The organism is Brevundimonas sp. 2YAF1 (assembly GCF_052114745.1).
Taxonomy (GTDB): domain Bacteria; phylum Pseudomonadota; class Alphaproteobacteria; order Caulobacterales; family Caulobacteraceae; genus Brevundimonas.
Map to the genome: position 1 here is coordinate 179,675 of NZ_JBFRFI010000003.1, position 20,454 is coordinate 200,128.

The following is a 20,454-nucleotide window of genomic DNA, read 5'->3' on the forward strand; positions in this document are numbered from 1 at the left end:
TCCCTCGGCGGACGAACTAGAGGCCTCTGGGTCTCAGCCGTCAATCAGCGGCCGTCGCCGCCCGCCCGAATGGCGGACGAGGAGCGCGGATTCAGCGGCGCTGTCAGATAGGTCCAGGCCGGCGCCTGCAGGCTGGGTAGTAGTCCCGCCTGGGCCGCCGGAATGCGAAAACGGGAAAAGCGGGCGGCGGCGGGCGCGCGGCGGCTGTCCAACTGGCTGCCCGGTCGGGCAACCACGGCCACGGGGGTCAGCCGCATGATGTCGGTCCACCCTCTCCAATGGTGGAAACTGGCCAGATTGTCCGACCCCATCAGCCAGACGAACTTGACCCCCGGATAGCGGGCGGTCAGGGCCCGCACCGTATCGACGGTCCAGCGGGTGCCGATGCGGGTCTCGAAGTCGGAAACGATCATGGCGGGGCCGACCGTGGCGGCGGCGGCGCGAGCCGAGGCCATGCGCTCGGCCAGCGGCGCGGTCTCATGGCTCGACTTCAAGGGGTTCTGCGGCGAGACCAGCCAGACCACCCGGTCCAGACCCAGGCGTCGCAGCGCCGTCTCGGCCACATGGGCGTGGCCGTCGTGGGCCGGATTGAAGGAGCCGCCGAACAGGCCGACCTTCATCCCCGGATGCAGGTCCAGCCCGTCGCGCAGGGCGCCGGGTCGAGGGCCGAAGCCTTTCGGCGCGGGACCGGCGTGAAAGAAGGACAAGGGCGGCTCTTTATAGCGGCGGCGGACTTATGCTCACCCGTGCCCTAACATGGCCTCGCGGCCCTGTCTCGTTCGGGAGATCTAGAACTCTTTCCAGCTCGAGCCCGGATCGCGTTCGCCCGGCTGAGCCAGTTGCTGACCCCAGGTCACGACCATGAAGGCCTTGTGGCTGCGGATCTTGTACTGGCCGATCATCGGCGTGACCGCGCCCAGCGGCAGGCCGCTGCGGCCGTCGTAGAGGAAGCCGGAAAACTCGGCCACGCCCATGCGGTCGCGGTTGGAATAGATCGACAGCTCGGGGATGGAGACGACGTTCAGCGTCTCGTTGATCGGCACCCGCATGTCGGGGATGCCGAACACCCGGCGCATCTGCTCCAACGACAGGGCGCCGGCGCGGACCTCGAAGATGGCGTCGGCGCTGTCGCGGTCGCGGCTGATGGCATAGCCCGCGTCCGATAGGGCGGCGCGGATGGCGCTCAGCGCATAGCGGGCGTTCTCGGCCTGGAAATAGGTCTCGTCGACGAAGACGCGCGCGCCTTGCGGGATCGGCAGGGTCAGCCCCTCGACCGCGCGGTCGGCCGCGCGGTTGACCAGCAGCATGTCGGTGGCCGTCCGGGCCGGATTGGTCTCGGTCACCGAGGCGCAGCCGCTCAGGACCAGGATCGCCGCAGCGAGGGCGACCAGACGTGCGCTCGTCAAATCACCAGGCTCCGACGTTCGCCATGGAGGCCCAGGGCTCGGCCGGGGCCAGACGCTCGCCGGCCTGCAGCAGCTCGATCGAGATGCCGTCGGGCGAGCGGACGAAGGCCATGTGGCCGTCGCGCGGCGGGCGGTTGATCACCACACCCCCGTCCATCAGGCGCTGACAGGCGGCGTAGATGTCGTCGACCGCGAAGGCCAGGTGGCCGAAATTGCGCCCGCCCTGATAGTCCTCGGCATCCCAGTTCCAGGTCAGTTCGACCTCGGGGGCCTTCTCGGCCTCGGCGCGCGTCTGATCCATAGGCGCAGCCAGATAGATCAGGCTGAAGCGCCCGGCCTCGCTGTCCATCCGGCGTGTCTGCACCAGACCCAGCAGGTCGCGGTAGAAATGCAGCGACGCCTCCAGGTCCTTCACGCGGACCATGGTGTGCAGATAGCGCATCGCTCAGTGGGCCTCGGGCGGGCGGGCCGCCGGGTCGAGGTATTCGTTCTCGGGGTGCGCGTGCGCCGACAGGACGAAGCGGCGGTCGCAATAGCCGCACTCGACGAAGTCGTCCTCGCCCATCTCCAGATAGACCAGCGGGTGGCCGAGAACGCCGCCGCCGTCGCAGGCGACGCGCTTGGACGAGACCACGATCTCTTCGGGCGGGGGGAGGATGGCGTCGGTATGGCGGGGGGGCATGGGTCCGGTCCGTCTGGAAGGCTCGCGCCGTTCCTAGAAGGACCGGACCCCGAGGTCAAACCTGCGAGGCGGGTTGGGCCGAGCGGCGGAACAGCCTGTCGATCATGGCCTTGCGCTTCTTGAACAGGGTCAGGCCCAGGCAGCCGGCGCCGACCCACAGGCCGATCTCGCCGATCAGGGCCGAGACCGCCGCGATCAGGGCGGCGTAGGTCATGTCCAGATAGTCGAGCTTGCCCGCCAAAAGAGCCAGACCCATGCCGGCGTAGCCGAGGGCGCAGACGCCCATGGCGGCGAAACCGATCAGGCGGGTGCGAGTCAGGGGCTTCTTGGTCGCGGCGGTCATGAGCGCTTCTCCATCAAGGCAGGTTGTCTTTATGGCAAGGAACCTAGACATACGAGAAACACGTGTCAAGCATCATTTACATAAAGACGCGCAACCTTGTCGCCGAACCGCGCAACAGCGCCTTGGCGAACGGCCCCGCGCGCCCTACCTATGCCGCACGCTTCCGCCGTCCGAGTGAACGCCCGCATGACCGACACCCCTGCCCTTCCCGTCAACGCCATCGAGGTGCGGGGCCTGAAGAAGACCTATGCGGGCAACAAGAAGTCGCCGCCCAAGACCGCCCTGCGCGGCGTCGATCTGACCGTGCCGCGCGGCTCGATGTTCGGGCTGCTGGGGCCCAACGGCGCGGGCAAGTCGACCCTGATCAACATCATCGCCGGGGTGGTGAACAAGTCCGAGGGCAGCGTCCGCATCTGGGACCGCGACATCGACCACGAGGCGCGCGACGCCCGCGCGGCGCTCGGCGTCGTGCCGCAGGAGATCGTCGCCGACGTCTTCTTCACCCCGCGCGAGGCGCTGGAGGTCCAGGCCGGATTTTACGGCGTGCCGGCCAACGAGCGCCGCTCGGACGAACTGCTGGCCGCGCTGGGCCTGTCGGACAAGGCCAACGCCTATGTCCGCGCCCTGTCCGGCGGGATGAAGCGCCGCCTGATGGTGGCCAAGGCCCTGGTGCATAATCCGCCGGTGCTGATCCTGGACGAGCCGACGGCGGGCGTGGACGTCGAGCTGCGTCGCCAGCTGTGGGAATACATCCGCAAGATCAACGAGGAAGGCGTCACCGTCATCCTGACCACCCACTATCTGGAGGAAGCGCAGGAGCTCTGCGACACCATCGCCATCATCAACCGGGGCGAGGTCGTGGCCTGCGAGCCGACGCGTGAGCTGCTGAAGCGTCTGGACACCCGCAACGTGGTCGTGACGCCCGAGACCCCGCAGGAGGTCCCGCCCCACCTGCACGGCTTCCACGTCGCGCCGCGCCCGCACGGCGCCTTCGTCGTCACCTATCGCACCGGCGAATCCAGCGTCGAACAGGTGCTGGCCGCCGTGCGCGCGGCCGGCGTGACCATCAAGGACATCGCCACCGAGGACCCCAGCCTGGAAGACGTCTTCCTGGCCCTGACCTACGGCGACGCCAGCCGGCCCAGCCCGACGCAGGACTGATCGTCTTCGTCACCCCGGAAGCGGCGCAGCCGCTATCCGGGACCGCCGGAAGCGCCCCTCCCTTTCGTCATCCTCCGGCGAAGCGCAGCGGAGACCGGGGGACCCGGCGGCGCCCGTAGGGCGAAAACCCCGCCGCCGCGCTTGCCGTAAAGATCGCCTTCGGCGCCGCTGGGTCCCCCGGTCGCGCCGCTACGCGGCTTGCCGGAGGATGACGGAGAGTGGGATCAAACCACCATCACCGTGCCGAGCAGCAGCTTGGCCCCCGGTTTGCCCAGCACCCGGTCGGTCGCCGCCTGCAGCGCGCGGCTCAGCCACTCCACGTCCGGCGGGGCGCCGGGCAGCAGGCGCTCGCCCGCCAGTCGGATCACTTCGTTATAGGCGGCGCTGAGACGCGGCCTCGACTGGTCGGCGCGGGTCCGCAGCGCGGCGTGGGCCACATCGACCCCGACCTCGACCGTCATCACCCCGCGTCGCCCGTCGCGGCGCAGGATGGTGGCGGTGGCCGTGGGCAGGGGGATGTAGGCGCTGGCAGGCGCGCCGCCGCCTTCGCCCTTGCCTTCGCTATTGTCCGATGCCTCGGCGGCCTCGGCGGCGGCGAGCGCGGTACCCAGGGCGGCGAGGCCGATCAATGCGCGACGATCCATGCCCCACCCTGCGCCGGTCTCGCTTAAGGCCCGGTTACGGCTGGCGGGCCGTCGCGCCCCGGCGTAATCGGGACGGATGAGCCAGACCGATCTTTCCGCCTATCGCCCCAATGTCGGGGTGGTGCTGTTCAACGCCGCCGGACAGGTCTGGCTGGGCCGCCGCGCCAGGACGCCCGAACCGTGGAACTGGCAGTTCCCGCAGGGCGGCGTCGATGAAGGCGAAGACCTGGAGGCCGCCGCACTGCGCGAACTGCAGGAGGAGACCGGGGTCCGCTCGGTCGAACTGCTGGGCCGCACCGGGGGCTGGATCGTCTACGACTTCCCCGAGGGCATGGGCGGGCCCAAGTCGTGGCAGGGCTTCAAGGGCCAAAAGCAGGTCTGGTTCGCCTTCCGCTTCACCGGCGAGGACAACGAATTCGATCTGGCCGCCCACGGCGAGCCCGAGTTCGACGCCTGGCGCTGGGGCGCGCTGGAGGAGGCGCCCGACCTGATCGTGCCGTTCAAGCGCGAGGTCTATGAGCAGGTGGTGGCGGCGTTCGAGGGACTGCCGAAGTAACGCACCACCCATCCGCTCATCCCGGCGGACGCCGGGATCCAGTGAGAGCCACGCACACGACCGGGCCAGATCCCCGTAACTTCCAACGCCGAATTTGAAGCAAGGACTGGATCCCGGCGTCCGCCGGGATGAGCGGTCTTGTGGTTTGCGCCACGAAAAAGGCCCCCCGCCGAAGCGGGAGGCCCTGATCGTTTCAGCGTCGCAAAGGGCTTAGCCCTCGACGATTTCCGAGGCTTCCTCGGCCAGGATGCTGAGGCCCTGGGCGTTGACGTCGGCGAAACCGCCCTTGACCGCGAACTGACGACGCGCAGCGCCTTCATAGACGGTCACGACGCCCTCACGCAGGGTGGTCATGAAGGGCGCGTGGCCCGGCAGGACGCCGAAGTCGCCCTCGACGCCCGGCGCATCGACCTGATCGACCGAGCCCGCGAAGATTTCGCGTTCCGGGGCGACGAGGGAGAAGTTCAGCTTGCCCGCCATGGATCAGACTTCCGCAGCCATCTTGGCGGCTTTTTCGACGACTTCTTCGATGGCGCCGACCATGTAGAAGGCGGCTTCCGGAAGGTGGTCGTACTCGCCGTCGCAGATGGCCTTGAACGAACGGATGGTGTCTTTCAGCTCGACGAACTTGCCCGGCGAGTTGGTGAACTGCTCAGCCACGAAGAAGGGCTGCGACAGGAAGCGCTGGATCTTGCGAGCGCGCGACACGACCAGTTTGTCGTCTTCCGACAGTTCGTCCATGCCCAGGATGGCGATGATGTCCTTCAGCGCCTTGTACTGCTGCAGGGTTTCCTGAACGCGACGGGCGACGCGGTAGTGTTCCTCGCCGATGACCAGCGGGTCCATGATGCGCGAGGTCGAGTCCAACGGGTCCACGGCCGGGAAGATGGCCTGGGCCGCGATGTCGCGGTTCAGAACGGTCGTCGCGTCCAAGTGGGCGAACGAGGCGGCGGGCGCGGGGTCGGTCAAGTCATCGGCCGGGACGTAGATGGCCTGGACCGAGGTGATCGAGCCCTTCTTGGTCGAGGTGATGCGCTCTTGCAGGTTGCCCATCTCGGTGGCCAGCGTCGGCTGATAGCCCACGGCCGAGGGGATGCGGCCCAGCAGAGCCGACACTTCCGAACCGGCTTGCGTGAAGCGGAAGATGTTGTCGACGAACAGCAGCACGTCCTTGCCTTCTTCGTCGCGGAAGTACTCGGCGATCGACAGGCCGGTCAGGGCGACGCGGGCGCGGGCGCCGGGGGGCTCGTTCATCTGGCCGTAAACCAGGGCGCACTTGGAGCCTTCGGTCGAGCCGTTGTTCTTGGCCGGGTCCACGTTCACGTTGGACTCGATCATCTCGTGATACAGGTCGTTGCCTTCGCGGGTGCGCTCACCCACGCCGGCCAGAACCGAGTAACCGCCGTAAGCCTTGGCGATGTTGTTGATCAGTTCCTGCATGGTCACGGTCTTGCCGACGCCGGCGCCGCCGAACAGGCCGGTCTTGCCGCCCTTGGTGTAGGGGCAGATCAGGTCGATGACCTTGATGCCCGTGACCAGGATTTCCGACGAGGTCGACTGCTCTTCGAAGGTCGGAGCCTCGCGGTGGATCGAGCGGTATTCCGTGGTCTGGATCGGACCGGCTTCGTCGATCGGCTGGCCGACGACGTTCATGATGCGGCCGAGGGTGCCCGGGCCGACCGGCGCCATGATCGACTTGCCGGTGTCCACGACGGCTTGACCGCGGGTCAGGCCCTCGGTGGTGTCCATCGAGATGGCGCGGACCATGTTCTCGCCGAGGTGCTGAGCGACCTCGAGGACCAGGGTGAAGGGCTCGCCCGTCTTCTGGTCGACGTTCTGGGTTTCCAGCGCGTTCAGGATCGCCGGCAGGGCGCCGGTGAACTCAACGTCGACGACGGCGCCGATGACCTGGGCGATCTTGCCCGTGCCAGCAGCTTGGCCAGCGACAGCGGCGGCTGCGGCCTTCTTGGGAGCAGCCGGCTTCTTGGCTGCGGTTTTCTTCGGGGCGGTGGCGTCGGTCATGGGGTGCGTCCGGTTCGGATTGTCTGGTCGGTCGGGATCAGAGCGCTTCAGCGCCGGCGATGATCTCGATCAGCTCGGTTGTGATCTGGGCCTGGCGTTTGCGGTTGTACTGGAGCGTCAGGCTGTTGATGAGGTCGCCCGCATTGCGCGTGGCGTTGTCCATCGCGGCCATTTGCGCGCCGAAGAAACCGGCCTGGTTTTCGTAGAGGGCGGCCAGGATCTGCGTCGTCAGGTTGCGCGGCAGCAGGGTCTCGAGGATTTCCTCTTCCGAGGGCTCATACTCATAGACCGCGCCGTTCAGGTCGATCGGCTCAGCGTCGCCGGCGACAACCGCCGGGATCAGCTGGTTCGCGGTCGGGACCTGCGAGATCACCGACTGGAACTTGCTGTAGAACAGGGTGACGACGTCAGCCTGTCCGCCTTCGAAGCTTTCGGCGATCAGTTCGGCGATCGGCTGCGCAGCAGCGAGACCCAGGACCTTGTGCTCGCTCAGCTCGAAGGTCTTCACGACCTTGTCGCCGAACAGGCGCGTCAGGGGATCACGCGACTTCTTGCCCACGGCGATGACGCGGACGTCCTTGCCGTTGGCGATCAGGCTGTTGATCCGGTCGCGCGCGGCGCGGACGACGTTGGACGAGAAGCCCCCCGCCAGACCCTTGTCCGCCGTGGCGACCACGATCAGGTGACGCTGATCGGCGCCCGTGCCCGCCAGCAGTTTCGGGGCGCTGTCGCCCGAGACGCCGGCGGCCAGATTGGCGATGACCGAGGCCATCCGCGTCGCATAGGGGCGGGCGTTCTCCGCCTGCTCCTGGGCGCGCTTCAGCTTGGCCGCGGCGACCATCTGCATGGCCTTCGTGATCTTCTGCGTCGCTTTGACGCTTCCGATCCGATTGCGCATTTCCTTGAGGCTGGCCATCCGGCGCTACTCTCGCTCTCTGGTCAGTTCTTAAGCGAAGGTCTTGGCGAAGGCGGCCAGGACGTCCTTGAGTTCAGCTTCCAGCTCCGGCGTCAGAGCCTTCTTGGTGCGGATGCCTTCCAGCAGCGAAGCGTGGTTCGAGTGGACGCGGGCCAGCAGCTCGCTCTCGAAGCGGCCGATGTCCGACACCGCCACGTTGTCCAGGTAGCCGCGCGTGCCGGCGTAGATCGACACGACCTGCTCCTCGACGGCCAGCGGCGAGTATTGCGGCTGCTTCAGCAGCTCAGTCAGGCGGGCGCCGCGGGCCAGAAGCTTCTGGGTCGAGGCGTCCAGGTCCGAGCCGAACTTCGCGAAGGCGGCCATTTCACGGTACTGGGCCAGCTCGCCCTTAATCGAACCGGCGACTTGCTTCATGGCCTTGATCTGGGCCGAGGAGCCGACGCGCGAGACCGAGATGCCGACGTTCACGGCCGGACGGATGCCCTGATAGAAGAGGTCCGATTCCAGGAAGATCTGGCCGTCGGTGATCGAGATCACGTTGGTCGGGATATAGGCCGAGACGTCGTTGGCCTGGGTTTCGATGATCGGCAGAGCGGTCAGCGAGCCCGAACCATTGTCTTCGTTCAGCTTGGCCGAACGCTCCAGCAGGCGGCTGTGCAGGTAGAAGACGTCGCCCGGGTAGGCTTCACGGCCGGGCGGACGGCGCAGCAGCAGCGACATCTGACGATAGGCCACAGCCTGCTTGGAAAGGTCGTCATAGACGATCAGGCCGTGCATGCCGTTGTCGCGGAAGAACTCGCCCATGGCGGTGCCGGCGAACGGAGCCAGGAACTGCAGCGGGGCCGGTTCCGACGCCGTGGCGGCGACGATGATGGTGTATTCCAGCGCGCCGGCTTCTTCCAGGGTCTTGACGATCTGGGCGACGGTCGAACGCTTCTGGCCGATGGCGACGTAGATGCAGTAGAGTTTGGCGCTCTCGTCGTTCGAGGCGTTGATCTTCTTCTGGTTCAGGATGGTGTCGATGGCGATGGCGGTCTTGCCGACCTGACGGTCGCCAATGATCAGCTCGCGCTGGCCGCGGCCGACGGGGATCAGGGTGTCGATCGCCTTCTGGCCGGTCTGCATCGGCTCATGAACCGATTTACGCGGGATGATGCCCGGCGCCTTGACGTCGACGCGGCGACGCTCGGTGAACTGGATCGGGCCCTTGCCGTCGATCGGCTCGCCCAGCGGGTTGACGACGCGGCCCAGCAGGCCCTTGCCGACCGGCACGTCCACGATCTCGCCCAGACGACGGACTTCGTCGCCCTCGGCGATCTGCGCATCGGCGCCGAAGATCACGGCGCCGACGTTGTCGCGCTCGAGGTTCAGGGCCATGCCCTTCACGCCGGCCTTGGGGAACTCGATCATTTCGCCGGCCTGGACATTGTCCAGACCGTGGATGCGAGCGATGCCGTCGCCGACCGACAGCACTTGGCCGACGTCGGAAACATCGGCTTCAACGCCGAAGTTGGCGATCTGCGACTTGAGGATGGCCGAGATTTCGGCGGCGCGGATGTCCATGGTGGGCTCTCTGGCTTTCGTCTTCGGTGCGGACCCGCTGGCCCGGCTTGAACTTGGAATTCGGGGTCTTTAGGCGCGCTTGAGCGCGAACTTCATCTGGTCGAGCTTGGTCTTCAGCGAGGCGTCGAACAGCTTCGAGCCCACCTTGACCTTCAGGCCGCCCAGGATCGATGGATCGACGCGGGCGGTCAGTTCGGGATCGCGGCCCAGAGACGCGCGCAGGGCCGACAGAATGCTCTTGGTCTGGGCCCCCGACAACGGCAGGGCCGAGACCACCTCGGCGGCGACGACGCCGGTCTTCTTGGCGTACAGCGCCTGGAAGCCCGCGATCACGCCCGGCAGGTCGCGAGCACGATGGTTCGCCGCCAGCAGACCAAGGAATTTCTTGGTGACAGCGTTGAACTTCGCCTTGTCGGCGATGGCCGACAGGCCCTTGCCCTGGTCCTCGGCGGAGATCACCGGCGACTGGGCCAGGCGGCGCAGGTCGGCGCTGTCCAGCCAGGCGGCCTTCAGCGAGGCGAGATCGCCGCGCACGGCGTCGAGCGCCCCCGTCTCTTCCGAGAGGTCGAACAGCGCCTGAGCATACCGTCCGCCGACTTCCGTCGTTCTGAAATCGTCCGCCACGTAATAAAGGTCCGCGATTTGAAGCGTTTGGGTCGAGTCCGGCCGCGATCTCTCGCGCCAGCCAAGGGCTTGATTTGCTTATGGAAAGCATACTTGGGACACATCTTTCGATGCATCCTTCGTCAAAGCCGCGCGGCTGATAACACGCAAGCCCCCCGGTCGCAACCAACGGGAACGGAACGATAAGGTCGCACCCGCGCTCTTTCGGCGCGCTACAACGGGGTTTCGATGGCCGCCTCGACTTCGAAGAACGTCATCCTCGCCGCCCTGGCCGGCAATACGGCCATCGCCGTGATCAAATTCGCCGCCGCCCTGTTCACCGGCAGCGCGGCCATGATGAGCGAGGCCATCCACTCCGCCGTCGATACCGGCAATCAGGTTCTCTTGCTCATCGGGCTGAGGCGGGCCGCCCGTCCGGCCAGCGAGACCCACCCCTTCGGCCACGGGCTGCAGCTCTACTTCTATACGTTCGTCGTCGCCGTGCTGATTTTCGGCCTCGGCGCCGTCATCTCCGTCCTGCACGGGATCGAACGCATCCGCGCCCCCCAGCCGATCGAGAACCCCTGGGTCAACTATGTCGTCCTGGGCCTGGCGGTCCTGTTCGAGGGCGGGTCGTGGTGGGTGGCGCTGAAGGCCTTCAATCGTGAAAGGGCGGGCCGCCCCCTGCTGCGCTCGGTGCAGGACAGCAAGGACCCGACCATCTTCACCGTCCTGTTCGAGGACACCGCCGCCCTGACCGGCCTGGTCATCGCCCTGATCGGCGTCGTCGCCAGCCATGTCTTCGACCTGCCGATGATCGACGGCGTCGCCTCGGTGGCCATCGGCGCGGTCCTGGCCGTCACCGCCGGCTTCCTGGCCTATGAGAGCCAGAGCCTGTTGACCGGAGAGGCGGCCGATCCCGCCACGCGCGCGGGGATCGCCGCCATCGCCAAGGCGGAGGCGGGCGTGGTCGGACTGAACGACCTGCGCACCATGCATTTCGGACCCAATGAAATCCTGGTCGCCCTCAGTCTCGATTTTCAGGACGACCTGACCGCCGCCGAGGTCGAGGCCACCGTCGCCCGGCTGGAGCATCGCCTCCGCGCCGCCTATCCCCAGGCGGGCCGCATCTATGTCGAGGCCCAGAGTCTGGCCAGCCACGCGGCCGTTCGCGCCGCCGTCATGGCCGGCGGCGGCCCCGGCGCCCTGGTCTCCGACGTGCCGGGTGCGACGACGCCGCCGCCGGCGCCCGCTTGATGCAACCTCACGATCCCGTTACCGCTTAGGCTTCATCACATCTCAGGACCCCCGATGCTTGAAAGCATAACCCCCCTGTTGAGCGACCCGGCCGCCTGGGCGGCTCTCGTGACCCTGGTGGTCATGGAGGTCGTTCTCGGCATCGACAACCTGATCTTCATCTCGATCCTGTCGAACAAGCTGCCGCCCGAGCATCGTCAGCGCACGCGCCGCATCGGCATCGGCCTGGCCCTGATCATGCGTCTGGCCCTGCTGGCCGCCATCGGCTGGATCGTCGGCCTGACGGCGCCCGTCTTCGACCTCGGCATCCACGGCGAGAGCTTCGACACCGCCTTCAGCTGGCGCGACCTGATCCTGATCGCGGGCGGCCTGTTCCTGGTGTGGAAGGCCACCAAGGAAATCCACCACGCCGTCGACGTCACCCCGACGAACGACATGCTGGAGAAGGACAAGAAGGACGTCGTCATCACCAACGTCGGCGCCGCCATCGTCCAGATCATCCTGCTGGACCTGGTGTTCTCGGTCGACTCCATCCTGACCGCCGTCGGCATGACCGATCACGTGCCGATCATGATGGTCGCCGTGATCATCGCCGTGGCCGCCATGCTGCTGGCCTCGGACCCGCTGGCCGACTTCATCGACAAGAACCCGACCGTGGTCATGCTGGCCCTGGGCTTCCTGCTGATGATCGGCGCCGTGCTGATCGCCGACGGCTTCGGCGTCCATGTGCCCAAGGGCTATATCTACGCCGCCATGGCCTTCTCGGCCCTGGTCGAAGGGCTGAACATGTGGTCGCGCAACGCCCAGATCAAAAAGGACCGGGCCGAAGAAGCCGCCCAGCGCGCGCTGAACAAGGCCGAGACCGCCGAGCCCGGCGTCTGATCGTGCGTCTCTGGCCAGTCCTGGCGATGCTTCTGTTGGCGCTTCCCGCGTCGGCCGAGGCGCAATCGCCGGGGCCGACCGCCCCTTCTGCCGCCGCCACGCGACCGCCGGTCTATGGCTATGAGGTGGTGCGGGCCTTCCCCCACGACCCGACAGCCTTCACCCAGGGTCTCGTCTTTCGCGACGGTGAACTGATCGAGAGCACGGGCCGCGAGCCATCCAGCGTTCGCCGCGTGCGGCTGGAAGATGGCGTCGTGCTGCAAAAGCGCGAACTCGACCCCGAATATTTCGGCGAAGGCCTGACCGAGATCGGCGGCCGCATCATCAGCCTGACCTGGAACAACGGCGTCGGCTTCGTCTGGAACGCGACCGACCTGACCCAGACCTCCCGCTTTACCTATACGGGCGAAGGCTGGGGCCTGACCCACGATGGAACGCGACTGATACTGTCGGACGGATCGCCCAGTCTGCGCTTCTTCGATCCTACGACTTTCACTGAGACCGGAAGTGTCGCCGTCACCCTGAACGGCCGTCCGGTGCGTCAGCTGAACGAGCTGGAATGGATCGACGGCGAGATCTGGGCCAACGTCTGGCAGACCAACTACATTATTCGCATCGACCCGGCCTCGGGCCACGTCGTCGGCGTCGTCGACCTGAAGGGCCTGCTGCCCGCGGGTCAGGTGAAGGACCCGCGCGACGACGTCCTGAATGGCATCGCCTGGGACGAAAAGAACCGCCGCCTGTTTGTCGCCGGCAAGAACTGGCCCAGCCTGTTCGAGATTCGGCTGACCGGGCCGCGTTAGCCCCCTCCCCGCTCATCCCGGCGGACGCCGGGATCCAGTCCTTTGGCTTCAAGCCCCGGCACCTGAAGTTCTCACTGGGCCCCGGCGTCCGCCGGGGTGAGCGGGAGTGAGTGGCGGCGCTCAAGCAGCGAGCCGCCGCGCGGCGAGCGTTAGCGCCCCCTACAGGAAACTATAAGGATCCACATCCACCGTCAGCCGCACCGAGGCCGGCACCTTCACCCGCGCCAGCCAGGCGCGCAGGAAGGCCTGGAGGTTCACATCGCGGTCGGCCCGGACCAGCAGCCGCTTGCGCCGTCGCCCGCGCACCAAGGCCAGCGGCGCGTCGGCGGGGCCATAGACCTCCAGCCGCTCGGCGTTGGGGATGGCCTCGGCCAGATCGCGGGCGACCTTTTCGACCGCCATGGCGTTCTCGCTGGACAGGATGATCGCCGCCAGACGGCCGTGCGGCGGCAGGGACGCCGCCTCGCGCTCGCCCATCTCGGCCTCGACGAAGGCGTCGCGGTCGCCCGCCGCCAGGGCCATCAGCACCGGATGTTCCGGCGTCCAGGTCTGCAACAGGGCGCGGCCCGGCTTGTCGGCCCGCCCGGCCCGGCCCGTGGCCTGGGCCAGCAGCTGATAGGTCCGCTCGGCGGCGCGCAGGTCGCCGCCGCGCAGGCCCAGATCGGCGTCAACCACCCCGACCAGGGTCAGGCGCGGGAAGTTGTGGCCCTTGGCCGCCGCCTGGGTTGCCACCAGAATGTCGATCTCGCCCTCGGCCATCGACTGGATCAGGGCGCGCGCCGATGCCCCGTCCGGCACAGTGTCGGAGCTGAAGACGGCGGTGCGCGCCTCGGGGAAGAGCTGGCGCACCTCCTCCTCGACCCGCTCGACGCCCGGGCCGACCGGGACCAGCGAGTCCTCGGCTCCGCACGACGGACAGAGCTTGGGCTTCATCATAGAAAAGCCGGTCAGGTGGCAGACCAGCCGCCCGGTGTAGCGATGCTCGACCAGCCAGCTATCGGTGTCGGGCGCCGTCAGCCGGTGGCCGCAGGCGCGGCACAGCACCACCGGGGCATAACCGCGCCGGTTGAGGAAGAGCAGGGTCTGTTCGCCACGCGCAAAAGTCTCGCCTATGGCCTCGCGCAGCGGCGCTGACAGCCAGGTCTGCGGGTCCGGCGGACAGGTGCGCAGGTCGATCAGGTCGATGTCGGGCAGGACCGCCGCCCCGTGCCGCGCCGCCAGCTTCAGCCAGCCGTAGCGGCCTTGGCGGGCGTTCCACAGGGTCTCCAGCGACGGGGTGGCCGAGGCCAGAACCACGGTCGCGCCCTCGATCCGGCTGCGCGCCACGGCTAGGTCGCGGCCGTGATAAACCAGACCCTCTTCCTGCTTGAAAGAGCCGTCGTGTTCCTCGTCCACCACCACAAGCCGCAGGTTGGCGTAGGGCAGGAACAGGGCCGAGCGCGCCCCGACGACAATGTTGCAGCGCCCGGCGACCACCGCCTCCCACACCTGACGGCGGCGCGGCGGCGTCACGCCCGAATGCCATTCCGCCGGGGCCGCGCCGAAGCGGGCGGTGATCCGTTCGATCAGGGCCTGGGTCAGGGCGATTTCGGGCAGCAGGATCAGCACCTGCGCCGCCGGGTCCGCGCGCAACGCTCGCGCCGCCGCCTCCAGATAGGCCTCGGTCTTGCCCGAGCCCGTCACCCCGTCCAGCAGGAAGGGGGCGAAGCCGCCCTTGGCCACGGCTTCGGCGATCACGGCCGCCGAAGCCGCCTGATCCGGGTTCAGGGTGGCGGGGGCATGGTCGGGATCGGGGGCGTCGAAGACGGCGACCGCCGGGGTCTCGACGACCATCAGCACGCCCTCGTCGACCAGCCCCTTGACCACGCCCGACGACACATTCGCCGCCCGCGCCAGATCGGGCCCGGTCATCGACCGCTGGCCCAGGGCCTCCAGCACCGCCGTCCGCGTCGCCGTGGGGCGGGCGGGGCTGCGGCCCTCGACCCGTTTGACCCGTCGCTCGGGCCGGGGCCGGGGCGCGCGCAGACCCTTCAAGGCCGTGGCCGCCATTTCGCCCGGCGGGCTTAGCGTCCAGCGCGCCGCCCATTCGACAAAGGTCAGGGTCCGTTCCGGCAGGCGATGCTCGCTCAGCACCTGATCAATCGCCTTCAGCCGCCGGTTCGAGCCCGTGGTCTCGAACACTTCCGCCACCACGCCCCGGATCAGACGCGGGCCCAGCGGCACGGTCACCTGATCGCCGCGCACAGCCGACAGCCCCTCTGGGACCTCGTAATCGAAGGCCTCGGGCACCGGCAGGGGAATGAGGACGGAGGCGACTTTCACCGCGCTTCTCCTCCCCATGAAATGGGGAGGTGGATCGGCGGCGCAGCTGACGAGACGGAGGGGCCGCTTGATTTCGCCGCAACAGCCCCTCCACCCCTTCGGGGTCCCCCTCCCCACACAGTGGGGAGGAAAAAGGAAGCTCGCCCTTCGCCTTTGTCGGCGCTAAAACCTCGTCCCATGAAACTCTTTCTCGACACCGCTGACGTCGCCGTCATCAAGGACATGCTGCCCACCGGGATGGTGGACGGCGTCACCACCAATCCGTCGCTGATCGCCAAGTCGGGTCGGAACATCGCCGAGGTCATCGCCGAAATCTGCGCCCTGGTCGAGGGGCCGATTTCCGCCGAGGCCGTCGCGACCGATTTCGAGACCATGGTGAAGGAGGGCGACAAGCTGGCCGCCATCGCTCCGAACGTGGTCGTCAAGCTGCCCCTGACCTGGGACGGCCTGCGCGCCACGCGGGCCTTTGCCGACAAGGGGATCAAGACCAACGTCACCCTGTGCTTCTCGGCCGCCCAGGCCATGCTGGCCGCCAAGGCGGGCGCCACCTTCATCTCGCCCTTCGTCGGTCGTCTGGAAGACGTCGGCGCCGACGGCGTGGGCCTGCTGGAGGAAATCCGCGCCCTCTACGACATCCACGATTTCGACACCGAAATCCTGGCCGCCTCGCTGCGCAATCCCGATCACGTCACCGCTGCCGCCATCGCCGGCGCCGACGCCGCCACCCTGCCGACGGACGTTTTCAACGCCTTGGTCAAGCACCCGTTAACCGACAAGGGTCTTGATGCGTTTTTGGCCGACTGGGGCAAGACTGGTCAGTCGATCCTGTAACTCCGACCCCGGAAAGAGGTCCTGCTTGAGCACTTCCCTGGACCTCTCTTCTGATCACGCCGAAGGCCTTCACTGGCCCGAGGTGCGGGCCTGGCTGAACGCCCACCCCGACCGGCTGCTGGACGACCGCACCCTTCTGGAAGAACTGGGCCTGCGCGCCACCGGCCGCAACGTGGTCGATTTCGGCCGCGCGGCCCTGACCCGGCTCGAAGCCGTGGTCCAGCGCGAGGCTGGCGCGCGGAAACAGATCGAAGAGATCGCCCGCGCCAACTTCGCCGCCCAGACCCAGACCCACGTCTCGGCTCTGGACCTGATGGAAGCGACCAGCCACGCCGAGCTGTCGCGTCAGTTGGACGCCACCTCGCAAGGTCGCTTCGGTCTGGCCGGGGGCGCCATCGCCATCGAGAAGCCCGGCGGCGTTCCCTTCGGCTGGAAATCGCTGGAGCCGGGCCGCGTTGATGCGCTTCTGGGCGACGACGGTCTGGACTGGCTCGGCCCCAACTTCACCGGTCTGGACCTGTTCGGCCCCGCCGAGGGCGCGGTGAAATCCGTCGCCCTGGTGCGGATGAGCCTGCACCTGCCCGGGTCGGACGGCGCCCGCCCGGCCCTGTGCGCCTTCGGCTCGCACGAGGACGACGGCTTCACCCCGGCCATGGGCTGCGAACTGGTGGCCTTCATCACCCGCGTCGTCGAACGCATGGCCGAGCGATGGGCGTTGCAGGCCTGACCGCGCCTGAAGCCCTCCTCGCCTGGCTTGAGCATCTGGCGCACGAACGCCGCCTGTCGCCAAGCACGCTGGAGGCCTATGGCCACATAGGACGGCACTATGTCGCCTTCCTGGAGCGCCATCGCGGCGAACCTCAAACCCTGGCCGATCTGGGCGCCGTCACGGCGGCCGAGGTCCGCGCCCATATGGCCGAGCGCCGCAGTGGCGGGCAGCATGGGGGCGACCGCCCCCTGAACGCCCGCTCGCTCAGCCAGACCCTGGCGGCCATCCGCGGCTTTCACGTCTTCCTCGACCGGCGCTGCGGCACGCCCGCGCCGCAACTGGCCCTGGTGCGCGGCCCGCGCGTCAAGCCGTCCCTGCCCCGCCCGGTCACCGAAGATCAGGCCATGGGCCTGCTGCATGAACCCGAGTCGGACCCCGACGCCGCGCCGTGGGAGGCCGCGCGCGACCGCGCCGTCCTGACCCTGCTCTACGGCTGCGGCCTGCGCATTTCCGAGGCCCTGTCGCTGAAGCGCTCAGACGCCCCCCTGCCCGACGCCCTGCGCATCGCCGGCAAGGGCGGCAAGATGCGGCTGGCGCCGGTCCTGCCGCAGGTGCGCGAGGCCATCGACGCCTATCTGGCGCTTCAGCCCTTCATCCTGGAGGCGGACCAGCCCCTGTTCCGCGCCAGGCGCGGCGGCCCCTTGAGCCCCCGTCAGGTTCAGGCCACGGTCCAGCGCCTGCGCGGCCGCCTCGGCCTGCCCGCCTCGGCCACGCCCCACGCCCTGCGCCACAGCTTCGCCACCCACCTTCTGAGCGCCGGGGCGGACCTGCGCTCCATCCAGGAACTGCTGGGCCACGCCAGCCTGTCCACCACCCAGAAATACACCCAGGTCGACGCCGCCCGTCTGCTGGCCGCCTACGCCGAGGCCCATCCTCGGGGCTGACCCGGCCTCGGGGCTGACTGGTCAGCGGCCTCGAACGGCGCCTATTCTCCGTGCGGGGATGGATCGCGGCGTGGAGGCAGGCCGGTGCGTGAACCGAAATCCGTCAGCCATCCCTCGCGGCGAGCCGCGCTCGTTCTGACAGCGGGCGGCGTGGTCGCCCTGGCCCTTCCCGGCCAGGGCGCGGCCCAGACCCCGCCGCCGGCTTCGCCTCCGCCCGAACCCGACGAAACCGCGCGTCTGCTCGAAAACCTGCTGACGCGTATGGGCGTCAAGGTGAACGTCGGCAGTCTGCGCGAGCCCCTGTTCGTCATCGACACGGGGGCGGAGCGCACGGCCATTTCGGATCGTCTGGCGAACGAGCTGAACCTGCTCCCCGGCCCGCCGGTAATGGTCCACGGCATCACGGCGGCGGAGGCGGTGCGGACCCTCGAACTGCCGCGGCTGGATTTCGCGGGGCGGCGCTTCACCCATCTGACGCCGCCGGTCTTCCCCTATGAGGTGCTGGGCGCCGACGGGCTTCTGGGGCTGGACGTCCTGTCGCGCTTTCGGCTGACGCTGGAGCTGCGCCAGCGCCGGGTCATGCTGGCGCCCTCAGGTCCCGACGTGGTCGAGCGCGGCATCGCCTTCGGCGTGGCCAGCCGGATGCGCAGCAATATCACCGACACGCGCAGCGGCCGCTTCGGCCAGTTGATCCTGACCAATGTCCAGGTCGAGGGCGTGCCGGCCATGGCCTTCGTCGACAGCGGCGCCCAGTATTCGATCGCCAACCTCGCCCTGATGCGCGCCATCGACGCGCGGATCGGCCCCGCCGCGCGCCAGTCCATCCGGGTCTATGGCGTCATCGGCCAGTCGCTGATGGTCGACAGCGGCGCCGTCTCCAGCCTGCGGCTGGCGCGCCGCGAACTGGGGGCCACGCCCCTGCTGTTCGGCGACCTGCACGCCTTTCAGGTTCTCGGCCTGATCGAACGACCGGCCCTGCTGCTGGGAGCCGACATCCTGACCCGCTTCAGCCGCATCACCCTGGACTACGGCCAATCGCGCATGGCTTTCGGCGGTCTGCTCAGACGCCCGCCGCCACTCCAGACGCTTCCGGGCGTCAGATCGCCCTGACAGCGCCCCCGTCCACACGGATCAACGAACCGGTGACATAGCCGGCCAGGGGGCTGGCCAGAAAGGCGGCGACGGCGCCGAACTCCTCGGTCGTGCCGATGCGGCCGGCGGGGATGGACTTGACCGATTCGGCGCGGGCCTCGGCGGGTTCGACCCCGGTGGCGGCGGCGCGGGCGGCGTCCAGACGCTCGATGCGCGGGGTGTCGATGCGGCCCGGCAGCAGGGTGTTGACCGTCACGCCGTTGGCCGCGACCTCGCCCGCCAGGGTCTTGGCCCAGGCCGCCACCGAGGCGCGCAGGGTGTTGGACACGCCCAGCGTCGCCGCCGGCTCGATCACGGTGATGGAGGCCACGTTGAGGATCCGCCCCCAGCCCATGGCCCGCATCCCTGGCAGCACCCGGTCCGTCAGACGAAAGACCGACAGCACCATGGACTCGAAATGATCGCGCCAGACCGAGGGATCCAGCCCGTTCACGCCCGACGGCGGTGGCCCGCCGGTGTTGTTCAGCAGAATCTCGATCGGCCCGCCCAAGGCCGCCTCGGCGACGTCCACCGCCTTCAGCAGTCCCTCATGATCGGCCAGATCGGCGGGGGCGATCACCGCCTTGCCCGGCCCCATGGCGTTCAACTCGTCGGCCACGGCCTGCAGCTTGGCCGCATCGCGCGACAGCAGGGCCACATGCGCCCCCTCGGCCACCAGAGCCCTCGCCACAGCCCGTCCCAGGCCGCTGGAGCCGCCGCAGATCAGGGCGCGCTTGCCGGTGAGATGAAGGTCCATGGCATGATCCGGTATCATTGAAAGGTGAGACTACGGATATGGTCACGCAGAATGCAAAATGCGATGCGCCAGCGTTCTCATCTTCGTCCGCCGCCTTCCATCTTCACGCCTCCTCGAAAGAAGCCCCAGGTGAAAACCTCCATATTGTTCGCTGCCGCCGTGCTGACCGCCAACGGCGCCGTGGCGCAGGATTTCATTCCCCCGACCTGGGCGACGCCGCCGGATGGAGACCTAGCGAGCGACCTCTTCCCCGGCTTTGCAGGCTTTCTCGGCGTCGATGGCCACGCGACCGTGACGTGCCGCGTCTCCGAGGATGGCCCTCCATTTCGTTGTCGAATAATGGAGGAAATGCCCGCCGGCCTGGGTTTTGGGGCCGCCGCGCGCTTGGTCGTCGCCAGCGGCCAAATCCGCGCAGCACGCCGGAAGGGAGGCATTATCCCGGCGACCATCCAAACCACCGTGCGCTTCGTCCACCCCGAAGTCCCGACTTTCGGCGGATGGACCGGGCCGGAGCCGTCCGCCCAGAGGTTGGCTCTGGCGAAAGCGCTGCTGGCGAGCGGAAAGAAGAACACCAAGTACCTGCCCTCCTATCGCGAAATGATGCTGGACGGCTTGGACACTGACAGAAGGAACGTGGTGCGTGCCTGGCTCGACGAGTTGATGCCGTATGATGAAGCGCAGGAAACCTCGGCGGCGATGACGCAACTCGCGCGCCTGTTCAGCGAAGATGAGCTTCGTAGCCTGCTCGCCGGAGAGGAGGTGGCGCCGCCTTCCGAAGAGGAGCTTCTGGCCGCATGTCCCGACCCGACGCCGAAGCAGCAGACGGCCCTGGACGAGTTGCGGCGTCGCTACTGCGGGCGCTACGGCTGCGACAATTGATCGAACGGCGCGCGCGGACCTTCACCGCGACCGTTTCTGACGA

Annotated in this window: 23 protein-coding genes; 10 read left to right on the forward strand and 13 right to left on the reverse strand. The window is 68.1% G+C overall.

Annotated features, from left to right (window positions below; genetic code table 11):
• Nucleotides 1-44: 44 nt before the first annotated feature.
• The 5 genes from AB4Y68_RS06085 to AB4Y68_RS06105 all read right to left on the reverse strand — a co-directional run bounded on the left by AB4Y68_RS06085 (nt 45) and on the right by AB4Y68_RS06105 (nt 2,431).
• On the reverse strand, nt 45-707 hold the full coding sequence (locus tag AB4Y68_RS06085) for a nicotinate-nucleotide adenylyltransferase (protein ID WP_441454614.1): 663 nt from the start codon (nt 705-707) through the stop codon (nt 45-47).
• 81 nt (nt 708-788) lie between these two features.
• Complete coding sequence (locus AB4Y68_RS06090; protein WP_441454615.1) at nt 789-1,406, reverse strand: DUF6655 family protein; 618 nt, start codon at nt 1,404-1,406, stop codon at nt 789-791.
• Nucleotide 1,407: 1 nt separating this feature from the next.
• On the reverse strand, nt 1,408-1,848 hold the full coding sequence (locus AB4Y68_RS06095) for a VOC family protein (protein WP_441454616.1): 441 nt from the start codon (nt 1,846-1,848) through the stop codon (nt 1,408-1,410).
• A 3-nt stretch (nt 1,849-1,851) separates the two neighbouring features.
• Nucleotides 1,852-2,088 carry a zinc-finger domain-containing protein gene (locus AB4Y68_RS06100; protein ID WP_441454617.1) on the reverse strand — a complete coding sequence of 79 codons (237 nt, stop codon included), beginning with the start codon at nt 2,086-2,088 and terminating at the stop codon, nt 1,852-1,854.
• 55 nt (nt 2,089-2,143) lie between these two features.
• Nucleotides 2,144-2,431 carry a hypothetical protein gene (locus tag AB4Y68_RS06105; RefSeq protein ID WP_441454618.1) on the reverse strand — a complete coding sequence of 96 codons (288 nt, stop codon included), beginning with the start codon at nt 2,429-2,431 and terminating at the stop codon, nt 2,144-2,146.
• Nucleotides 2,432-2,617: 186 nt separating this feature from the next.
• Here AB4Y68_RS06105 and AB4Y68_RS06110 point away from each other — a divergent pair, with 186 nt between their 5' ends.
• Nucleotides 2,618-3,592, forward strand: a complete 975-nt coding sequence (locus AB4Y68_RS06110) for an ABC transporter ATP-binding protein (protein ID WP_441454619.1) — start codon at nt 2,618-2,620, stop codon at nt 3,590-3,592.
• A gap of 224 nt (nt 3,593-3,816) precedes the next feature.
• On the opposite strand, the gene AB4Y68_RS06115 is transcribed toward AB4Y68_RS06110, so the two are convergent.
• Entirely contained in the window at nt 3,817-4,236 is a 420-nt protein-coding gene (locus AB4Y68_RS06115) for a Tat pathway signal protein (protein ID WP_441454620.1), read from the reverse strand.
• 76 nt (nt 4,237-4,312) lie between these two features.
• Here AB4Y68_RS06115 and AB4Y68_RS06120 point away from each other — a divergent pair, with 76 nt between their 5' ends.
• A complete protein-coding gene (locus AB4Y68_RS06120) occupies nt 4,313-4,792 on the forward strand; it encodes an RNA pyrophosphohydrolase (protein ID WP_441454621.1) in 480 nt (159 codons plus the stop codon).
• A gap of 210 nt (nt 4,793-5,002) precedes the next feature.
• Here the strand turns inward: AB4Y68_RS06120 and AB4Y68_RS06125 are convergent, their stop codons facing one another.
• From AB4Y68_RS06125 to AB4Y68_RS06145, 5 genes are all read right to left on the reverse strand, one after another.
• On the reverse strand, nt 5,003-5,272 hold the full coding sequence (locus AB4Y68_RS06125; RefSeq protein ID WP_441454622.1) for an ATP synthase F1 subunit epsilon: 270 nt from the start codon (nt 5,270-5,272) through the stop codon (nt 5,003-5,005).
• 3 nt (nt 5,273-5,275) lie between these two features.
• A complete protein-coding gene (gene atpD / locus AB4Y68_RS06130; protein ID WP_441454623.1) occupies nt 5,276-6,814 on the reverse strand; it encodes a F0F1 ATP synthase subunit beta in 1,539 nt (512 codons plus the stop codon).
• A gap of 37 nt (nt 6,815-6,851) precedes the next feature.
• A complete protein-coding gene (locus tag AB4Y68_RS06135) occupies nt 6,852-7,730 on the reverse strand; it encodes a F0F1 ATP synthase subunit gamma (RefSeq protein ID WP_441454624.1) in 879 nt (292 codons plus the stop codon).
• A 30-nt stretch (nt 7,731-7,760) separates the two neighbouring features.
• Nucleotides 7,761-9,293: a F0F1 ATP synthase subunit alpha gene (atpA, locus tag AB4Y68_RS06140; protein ID WP_441454625.1), complete on the reverse strand. Its 1,533-nt coding sequence runs from the start codon at nt 9,291-9,293 to the stop codon at nt 7,761-7,763.
• A gap of 69 nt (nt 9,294-9,362) precedes the next feature.
• Nucleotides 9,363-9,917, reverse strand: a complete 555-nt coding sequence (locus AB4Y68_RS06145; protein ID WP_441454626.1) for a F0F1 ATP synthase subunit delta — start codon at nt 9,915-9,917, stop codon at nt 9,363-9,365.
• Between the two features lie 228 nt (nt 9,918-10,145).
• Between AB4Y68_RS06145 and AB4Y68_RS06150 the strand changes: the two genes are divergently transcribed.
• Genes AB4Y68_RS06150 through AB4Y68_RS06160 form a run of 3 tightly spaced genes read left to right on the forward strand, consistent with a single transcriptional unit; the run spans nt 10,146 to nt 12,838 of the window.
• A complete protein-coding gene (locus AB4Y68_RS06150) occupies nt 10,146-11,153 on the forward strand; it encodes a cation diffusion facilitator family transporter (RefSeq protein ID WP_441454627.1) in 1,008 nt (335 codons plus the stop codon).
• 54 nt (nt 11,154-11,207) lie between these two features.
• Entirely contained in the window at nt 11,208-12,035 is an 828-nt protein-coding gene (locus AB4Y68_RS06155; protein WP_441454628.1) for a TerC family protein, read from the forward strand.
• 26 nt (nt 12,036-12,061) lie between these two features.
• Complete coding sequence (locus tag AB4Y68_RS06160; RefSeq protein ID WP_441454756.1) at nt 12,062-12,838, forward strand: glutaminyl-peptide cyclotransferase; 777 nt, start codon at nt 12,062-12,064, stop codon at nt 12,836-12,838.
• Between the two features lie 159 nt (nt 12,839-12,997).
• Here AB4Y68_RS06160 and AB4Y68_RS06165 read toward each other — a convergent pair whose 3' ends face one another.
• The gene (locus tag AB4Y68_RS06165; RefSeq protein WP_441454629.1) at nt 12,998-15,178 is read right to left on the reverse strand and encodes a primosomal protein N'; all 2,181 of its coding nucleotides are present in this window, start codon (nt 15,176-15,178) and stop codon (nt 12,998-13,000) included.
• A 159-nt stretch (nt 15,179-15,337) separates the two neighbouring features.
• Between AB4Y68_RS06165 and fsa the strand changes: the two genes are divergently transcribed.
• From fsa to AB4Y68_RS06185, 4 genes are all read left to right on the forward strand, one after another.
• Nucleotides 15,338-15,991 (forward strand): fructose-6-phosphate aldolase, encoded by a 654-nt coding sequence (gene fsa / locus AB4Y68_RS06170; protein WP_441454630.1) that lies wholly within the window; start codon nt 15,338-15,340, stop codon nt 15,989-15,991.
• Between the two features lie 25 nt (nt 15,992-16,016).
• Nucleotides 16,017-16,718 carry a DUF484 family protein gene (locus AB4Y68_RS06175; RefSeq protein ID WP_441454631.1) on the forward strand — a complete coding sequence of 234 codons (702 nt, stop codon included), beginning with the start codon at nt 16,017-16,019 and terminating at the stop codon, nt 16,716-16,718.
• A complete protein-coding gene (locus tag AB4Y68_RS06180) occupies nt 16,700-17,644 on the forward strand; it encodes a tyrosine recombinase XerC (protein WP_441454632.1) in 945 nt (314 codons plus the stop codon). Before AB4Y68_RS06175 ends, AB4Y68_RS06180 begins: the two co-directional genes overlap by 19 nt.
• 84 nt (nt 17,645-17,728) lie before the next feature.
• Nucleotides 17,729-18,754 carry a retroviral-like aspartic protease family protein gene (locus tag AB4Y68_RS06185; protein ID WP_441454633.1) on the forward strand — a complete coding sequence of 342 codons (1,026 nt, stop codon included), beginning with the start codon at nt 17,729-17,731 and terminating at the stop codon, nt 18,752-18,754.
• On the opposite strand, the gene AB4Y68_RS06190 is transcribed toward AB4Y68_RS06185, so the two are convergent.
• Complete coding sequence (locus AB4Y68_RS06190; RefSeq protein ID WP_441454634.1) at nt 18,741-19,532, reverse strand: SDR family oxidoreductase; 792 nt, start codon at nt 19,530-19,532, stop codon at nt 18,741-18,743. The two genes, AB4Y68_RS06185 and AB4Y68_RS06190, sit on opposite strands and share 14 nt — an antisense overlap.
• 129 nt (nt 19,533-19,661) lie before the next feature.
• Between AB4Y68_RS06190 and AB4Y68_RS06195 the strand changes: the two genes are divergently transcribed.
• The gene (locus AB4Y68_RS06195) at nt 19,662-20,411 is read left to right on the forward strand and encodes an energy transducer TonB family protein (protein WP_441454635.1); all 750 of its coding nucleotides are present in this window, start codon (nt 19,662-19,664) and stop codon (nt 20,409-20,411) included.
• The last annotated feature ends 43 nt before the right edge of the window (nt 20,412-20,454 follow it).